Genomic DNA, 7,489 nt, shown 5'->3' with positions numbered 1-7,489 from the left:
TTCATTTCCTTTGTAAAGACTTTTTTTGATTTTTATTCATTTTTTGTGAAAAAATAAAAAAAGCAGCCTATAAGCGCTATTTTAGTGCCTATAGGCTATGTTTTATTTGTTCATTGATTTTTCAATTGCGTTAATAAATGCACTGCGCATACCAGCATCTTCTAAAGCTTTTACGCCTCTAATAGTAGAACCACCTGGTGAAGTAACATTATCCTTTAAGATCCCCGGATGAAGATCGGTTTTTAATTGCATCTTTCCTGATCCAAGTACTGTCTGACTTGCAAGCTTATAAGCCATCTTTCTTGGCATGCCCTGCATAACAGCACCATCAGCTAACGCTTCAATCACCATATAGATATAAGCAGGTGCACACCCTGACAATGCGCCACCTACAGCCATTAAGTGGTTTGGTACTACTTCTATTTCTCCTACTGATGAGAAAGCATCTTTAATAGCACTAAATTCTTCATCAGTTAAAGAATGAGTCTGTTCTAATAGACACATGCCTTCTCTTACTGCCATTGGAGTATTTGGCATAACTGTTAAATGTCTTGTAGAAGCATCTAATAGTGTATTGTATTTATCAAAGTCATAGCCAAGTACAATAGAAACAACTGCTTTGCCTTTTAAATCTTCTTTGATATCAGCTATTACTGATTCAATCACCTGTGGTTTAACACATAAAAAGACAAAATCACTTTCTTTTACGACCTCATGTGCATCATTTAAAGCTACAATTCCAAAAGAACTCATTTTATCTAATTGAGCTTTATTTAAATCATAAGCACATATTTCTTTACCTGGAATAAATCCAGATTCTACAAAACCTTGCGCAATTGCACTGGCCATATTACCCATGCCTACAAAACCAAATTTATACATAAGAATTCCCCCTTGTAAAAAAAGCTAACATAATGTTAGCTTAAATTTTTCTATTTCTAATAAAGCCTGGTAATGGATCTTCATCATCATCTTCAACAACTGTAGTTGTCTTATTACCATGTACTGTATATGTCTGTTTTGGAGTTACTACAACTTCTTCTTCAGGCTGATCTTCTTCAAAACCAGTCGCAATGATAGTAACGATGATCTGGTCATCTAACTGATCATTTGAAGCTACACCCATGATTGCATTGACATCATTGCCAATTGCTTCAGTAATAGTCGCAAATGCTTCGCTTGCTTCAAATAATGACATACTAGGTCCACCAGTAATGTTGACGATTGCATCCTTTGCACCGTTGATAGATACATCTAATAATGGAGATGATACAGCACGTTTTGCAGCTTCCTGTGCTTTATTTTCACCTTCAGCCATACCAATACCAATAAGTGCATCGCCACGATCCTTCATGACTGAGCTAACATCCGCAAAATCAAGGTTGATCATTGCTGGAATCGCAATTAAATCAGTAATAGTCTGAACAGACTGACGTAAAATGTTATCTGCTTCTCTGAATGCTTCATTCATTGGACGATTACCAATTACTTCAAGAAGACGATCGTTAGATACAACGATAATAGAGTCTACGTTCTTACGTAATTCTTCTAAGCCTGCAAAAGCCTGTCTTTTTCTTCTAGGCCCTTCAAATGTGAAAGGAGAAGTGACAACACCTACTGTTAATGCGCCTAAATCTCTTGCAATCTTTGCAACAACTGGTGCACCACCAGTACCTGTTCCACCACCCATTCCGGCAGCAACAAAGACCATATTTGCATCAGCTAAAGCTTCTCTAATTTCATTTTCAGATTCCTGAGCTGCTTTACGTCCGATTTCTGGATTTCCTCCAGCACCTAATCCCTGTGTAATATCTTTTCCTAAGAAGATCTTGTTCACACCTGTAATACCTTTTAATACCTGTGCATCAGTGTTTGCTACATAGAAATCAACACCTTTTACTCCATCAGTCACCATTCTATTAACGGCGTTGTTTCCTCCGCCACCTACACCAATAACTTTTATTTTTGCAACCTTCACAAAATCTAAATTTTCATCCATTGTCCTGCCCTCACTTTAATCATCACTTAATATCGAATCAAAAAACTTTCTAAACTTGCCTTTATGATGAGTTGTTTCAGTCTTAGCCATCGTTAGACCTCTCACCTTTAAACTCATCGTGCTTGATAAATCAGGAAGAACAAGTGATACAACATCTTCACCTATCAATTCCTTACGATCATCTAGGCAATATAACATACCTAAACATGGTACCAGAGACATATCTCTTGCACCTACTGTTTCAGGTCGATAACATCTTACAGGTGTACCTAATACATCTGTCGCAATTAAATTGAGGCAAGGTAATTCCCCTCCACCGCCGACAACAACAGTTTCATAAGTACGTCCATCATTGATAGCATCTAAACAGTGTTTAATTTGTGCCATCATTTCCCACACAGCTGTCTGTAATACTTCAGACAAATCCCTCTGTGTATAATTCTTTTCTACCCCATCTACGATAGTAGTATGGATAATATCTTCTTCACCAAGACCATTTTCACATGTGCCGTATTTCACTTTATATATTTCGGCCTGTTCCATAGAAATCTGCCATGCATCTGCAATAGCACAAGTTAAGGTATAGCCACCTATTGGTACAGTCTTCAAATATTTCAAATAGCCCTCTTCAAAGAAAGAAATAGTTGAATGATCATATCCGATATTGATCATCACTGCACCTTCTTGAAGATATACAGCATCAAACGCTTCTTTTGCAGAAGCATATGCATCAATCGTAATATCAATAACATCCAATCCTGCTTTTTCTACAGCTGTCAGGTAAGAATACAATACCTTCTTGTTTGTAGTAATCACAAGTGCTTCTACCTTTAAAGAGGCAGAACGCATACCAAGAGGCATATGATCCACTTCTTTTGTATCTAAAAGATACTTAACAGGAATAGTTGATACAATTTCTTCTTTCTTGCTCTTTTCAAAACGTTGTGCAATCTTCAAAACACGTACAATATCACTGACCTCAATTTTATCCTGAGGTGAATTCACTTTTGTAATACCTTTAGTTTGGTATGTTCTTGCATAATTGCTAGGAAGAACAAGTGCAACAGATGTAATTGTTGTATTCAATTCAGCATCTGCTTCCTTAATAATTGATCTGATTTCATCAACCAGTACTTCTTCATTTTTGATCAAGCCACCCTCAATGGCATGGCTCGCTAATTTCTTCGTGAAGAGTATATTAATATTAGTGCTCATCAACTCTGCGACAAGTAGCTTCAGTGTCGTAGAACCGATGTCTAAAACAGCATATATTCTTTTCATAGACACTCTCCTTACATATAATCTTATTTTATCATAATTACAAAATAATGAAAACGATTTATAGACTACTTATCACGAGTTACATATATATGACTCGTAAGGTTTACTCGCATTTAGTCATGTATAAATTTCTTCCCTCAAATGAGAATACACATACATCACTTTTACTTTGCATATAAGCAGAGTAATCAAAACGAGATGGAGACAATGTATCCTTCATACCCTGGATATCTAAAATCAATTTCTTTCCATCATCAAGTATTAAAGCCACACGATCATCATATCCTTTTGCTGGAGAATAAACGATATCACTTACTGCATTTCTAATCGTAACAGGAATAGCAACATACTGGCTTGCAAGTTCTTCTACTGTCTTGATATCAGTAAATCCTGAAATCTTAGGAATTTGTTTAAGTCCTGTATAATTCATACCTTCAACAACCTGAATAAGTTTACCTTCTTCAGTAACGATATAGGTTTTATTGTCTAGTTCCATATATGCGACTAAAGCAGCTTCTTGAATTTCAATAGAAACACCACCAAGGATGTTATGAGTAACATAAGCCTTTGTGACAAGACCTGTCTTCTTCAGATTATCTTTAATCGTGTCATTTTTTAACAAGAAATGATAGGTATGATCTGTAATGCCTGATTCTTTTACAACTAAATCTTTTGTAAGCTGTGAATTACCTGTGACCTTTATAGACATAACCTTTGATAATGGGGATATCATATATCCCAAAACTATTAAAAGAATAATACCAAGAAGTGTCAAACGACGCTTTCTTAGTTTTCTTCTACGTCTATTTTTCTCAATTAACTCACGTGATGGGCTGCGATCATATTCATTAAATTGAAAATCGGGCTTCTTATCCATATTTAATCCCAATTCACTAAAATAACTTCTTTATGAAGCTTGACTCCAAACTTCTCATAAACAGTTTTTTCTACAAGTCTAATGAGATCAAGTATATCCTTTGCACTTGCATATCCATTGTTTACGATGAAATTCGAATGTTTAGGTGATACCTGTGCACCACCAATTTCATAACCGCGCAGCCCTGCTTCATCAATATAACGCCAGGCAGGTTTTTCTTCAGGGTTTCTAAAAACACTACCTGCACATGCAAAATTCCATGGCTGTGTACTCATACGACGTTCTTTACGCTTATCTAATACCTTACGGATTTCTCCTGGATCTTTAGCTGTCATTTCAAATGTTGCATCAAGAATGATCCAGTTTGGATGCTTTTGTAACACTGAATGACGATAAGAGAATTCCATATCTTCTTTGCTTAATGTAATGATATTTAAGTCATCATCAAGCACACGTGCACTTACAAATACATCTGCCATACAATACTTATAGGCACCAGCATTCATATAAATACCACCACCCATATCTCCAGGAATACCACCCATAAATTCAAATCCTGATAATCCTGCTTTGGCACTCGAATAAGCTAAGGCAATCATAGAGACACCCGCCTGTGCCACAATAGTGCTACCATTCATCTTCACATCATCAAATGATTTCATTGAGATAATGATACCATCATATTCTTTATCACTAAATAGGAGATCACTGCCATTACCGATAACCATGTGCTTAATATCATGATCACGACAATAATTTAAAGTCTGAATAAGTGAATCGATATCGTTTGCTTTAACGAATATCTTGGCAGGTCCACCCACTTTATAGGTTGTATGCTTGTACATAGGTTCATTCTCAATGACTTTGCCTATATTCATAGACACAAGATCGTTATATACCTGCTTCACATCCATATTAGCGTCCTCCAGTTAATTTTAATATTTCTTTATAAATATCCTCACATGCATGAGGCTTACCTAAAGCAAGTGCTTTTTTAGATAATTCTTTACGCATTTCTTCATTGTTCATATATTGATCAACAACTTCTACAAATGCATCTGCATTTAAATCTTTTTCAAGAATCAAATGAGCAGCCCCTTTGGCTACAAGTTCACGAGCATTGTATTCCTGATGGTTAGCCACTACATAAGGACTAGGAATAATAATAGAAGCTGTCCCTAATGCTGTCATTTCAGCAAGAGTTGTAGCACCTGCACGGCTCACTGCTAAATCGCAGCTATGTAAAACACTAGGCATATCATCAATATATGGTAATACATGAATAGAATCACTTAAGTCCTTAAGTTCTTCCTTCATCTTTTCATAATAAGTCTTACCTGTTACATAAAGTACATCATAATCCTTATGATCCATCTTATGTAATGCATCCTTCATTACAGCATTGACTGTTGCGGAACCAAGTGATCCCATAACAATCACCATAACTTTTCTATCAGGTGCAATATTGTAAAGATCATGTACATCTTTGAGTACTCCTTCAGATACAACAGAAGCACGAGGGTTACCGAGTAACTTTGTCTTATCCTGTGGAAATGCTTTTAAAGCTTTTTCATAACAGCAGATAATTTCATCTACACGCTTGATTAAGATCTTGTTTGTTAAACCAATGATGGAATTCTGTTCATGGATCATTGTCTTATAGCCTTTCTGACTTGCTGCTAAGACAATAGATGCACTAGGATAACCACCAAACCCAATAACGATATCTGGATTAAATTCCTTTAAAATCTTCTTTGAAGACTTTAAAGATTTTAAGAAAATCAAAGCATTTTTAGCTTTCTGTAAAGGATTGCCTACAAGACCTTTTACATGTAAACCACGATATGCCAAACCCATCTGAGGTACAATCTGAGATTCTAATCTATCTGTTGTACCTACAAATAAGAATTCAGTATCAGGATCACATTTCTTAATATAATCAACTAAGGCAAGAGCAGGATAGATATGTCCTCCTGTTCCACCAGCACTTACTATAATTTTCATTTAACTCACTCCTATAACTTGTTCACGATGTCTTTGAAGACATTTCCTCTTTCAACATAACTATGGAATTCATCGAATGAACTTGTTGAAGGAGAAAGCAATACAACATCGCCTTCTTCAGCAATCTCTTTTGCTTTTAAAATTGCATCTTTCATATGATCTACCACGATTGTATGAGGATGTTGCATATCTTTAGAGAAACGTTCTTTTGTCTCACCAAAACAGATGAGTGTCTTAATAAGAGGATTTTGTTCTCTTACGTCCTTTAAATCAAGATTCTTTTCATGACCACCCATTAATAAAATAACAGGTTTTTCAAATGCTTTAATCGCAATCACTGCTGCATCTGTATTAGTTCCCTTAGAGTCATTGTAATAACGTACGCCATCAAGTTCTCTTACAAACTCAATACGATGTTCTACACCCTTGAATGCAGCTAAAGTGTCATGAATAGATTCAAGACTTACACCTACTGCTCTGCACGCTGCAATCGCAACCATCATGTTCGCAACATTATGTAAACCTACAATCTTGATTTCATCACGACTAATGACCTTCTGACCCTTGTAATAGATTGCATTGTCTTTAAGTTCTACATCTGCCAAGCTTTTAACTGAGAATGTTTCAATATGTGATGGAACAGGATACTGTGCTAAATAAGACTGTAAAGTTTCATCATCACTATTATTAATAAATAAATCATTCTCATCCTGATTCATATAAATTCGCATCTTAGATGCATAATATTCATCTAGAGAGTCCATATAATCAAGATGATCCGGTGTTAAGTTTAAAACTGTAGCCACTTCTGGCTTGAATTCTTCAATATCAATAAGCTGGAAGTTAGACATTTCTACTACAACATCATGTCCTTCTTCTTCATATAAATGTTCATTTAACACGACTTCACAATAAGGAATACCGTAGTTACCGCAAATATGTGCCTTGCGACCTGCAGCCTTCAAGATTTCATAAATCAAAGTCACTGTGGTCGTTTTTCCATTTGTTCCTGTTACCGCAATATAATGCTGCTTTTTAGCCACTTTATAACCTAATTCAATTTCTGTATAAACAGGAATACCACGTTCTTTTAAACGCAAGATAAATGGTGCATGATAATTGATTCCTGGATTTTTAACTACAAAGTCAAAATCTCTTTCAAATAATTCATCTGGCTGTCCACCACAAACCATTTCAATTCCTTCACTCACATATGTGTCATATTCAGGAATATCTTCTTTTTTCTTTGATTCATTGATAGTGATATCAGCATGCATAAACTTTAATAATTCAACTGCTGCCTTACCACTTTTTGCAAGTCCTAATAC

At 35.7% G+C, this 7,489-nt stretch carries 7 protein-coding genes; all 7 read right to left on the bottom strand.

Going from position 1 to position 7,489, the window contains the following annotated elements:
* Window positions 1-102 precede the first annotated feature (102 nt).
* Window positions 103-882, bottom strand: a complete 780-nt coding sequence (gene proC / locus ACT8VG_RS05250; protein WP_444195339.1) for a pyrroline-5-carboxylate reductase — start codon at window positions 880-882, stop codon at window positions 103-105.
* A 40-nt stretch (window positions 883-922) separates the two neighbouring features.
* Window positions 923-1,999 carry a cell division protein FtsZ gene (gene ftsZ / locus ACT8VG_RS05245; RefSeq protein ID WP_187012294.1) on the bottom strand — a complete coding sequence of 359 codons (1,077 nt, stop codon included), beginning with the start codon at window positions 1,997-1,999 and terminating at the stop codon, window positions 923-925.
* 15 nt (window positions 2,000-2,014) lie between these two features.
* Window positions 2,015-3,280, bottom strand: coding sequence for a cell division protein FtsA (gene ftsA, locus ACT8VG_RS05240; protein WP_187012293.1), 1,266 nt, complete (start codon window positions 3,278-3,280; stop codon window positions 2,015-2,017).
* A gap of 103 nt (window positions 3,281-3,383) precedes the next feature.
* Window positions 3,384-4,157 carry a cell division protein FtsQ/DivIB gene (locus ACT8VG_RS05235; RefSeq protein WP_444195338.1) on the bottom strand — a complete coding sequence of 258 codons (774 nt, stop codon included), beginning with the start codon at window positions 4,155-4,157 and terminating at the stop codon, window positions 3,384-3,386.
* A gap of 2 nt (window positions 4,158-4,159) precedes the next feature.
* On the bottom strand, window positions 4,160-5,071 hold the full coding sequence (gene murB, locus ACT8VG_RS05230) for a UDP-N-acetylmuramate dehydrogenase (protein WP_022424825.1): 912 nt from the start codon (window positions 5,069-5,071) through the stop codon (window positions 4,160-4,162).
* 1 nt (window position 5,072) lies between these two features.
* Window positions 5,073-6,161: an undecaprenyldiphospho-muramoylpentapeptide beta-N-acetylglucosaminyltransferase gene (gene murG, locus ACT8VG_RS05225; protein ID WP_187012291.1), complete on the bottom strand. Its 1,089-nt coding sequence runs from the start codon at window positions 6,159-6,161 to the stop codon at window positions 5,073-5,075.
* Between the two features lie 11 nt (window positions 6,162-6,172).
* A partial coding sequence (murD, locus tag ACT8VG_RS05220) for a UDP-N-acetylmuramoyl-L-alanine--D-glutamate ligase (RefSeq protein ID WP_444195337.1) occupies window positions 6,173-7,489 on the bottom strand: 1,317 nt, incomplete at its 5' end.

Source organism: Catenibacterium sp. (assembly GCF_052354645.1).
GTDB lineage: Bacteria > Bacillota_I > Bacilli_A > Erysipelotrichales > Coprobacillaceae > Catenibacterium > Catenibacterium mitsuoka_A.
The sequence above is the reverse complement of the archived record's forward strand: the minus strand, read 5'-3'. Positions and strand labels throughout refer to the sequence as shown.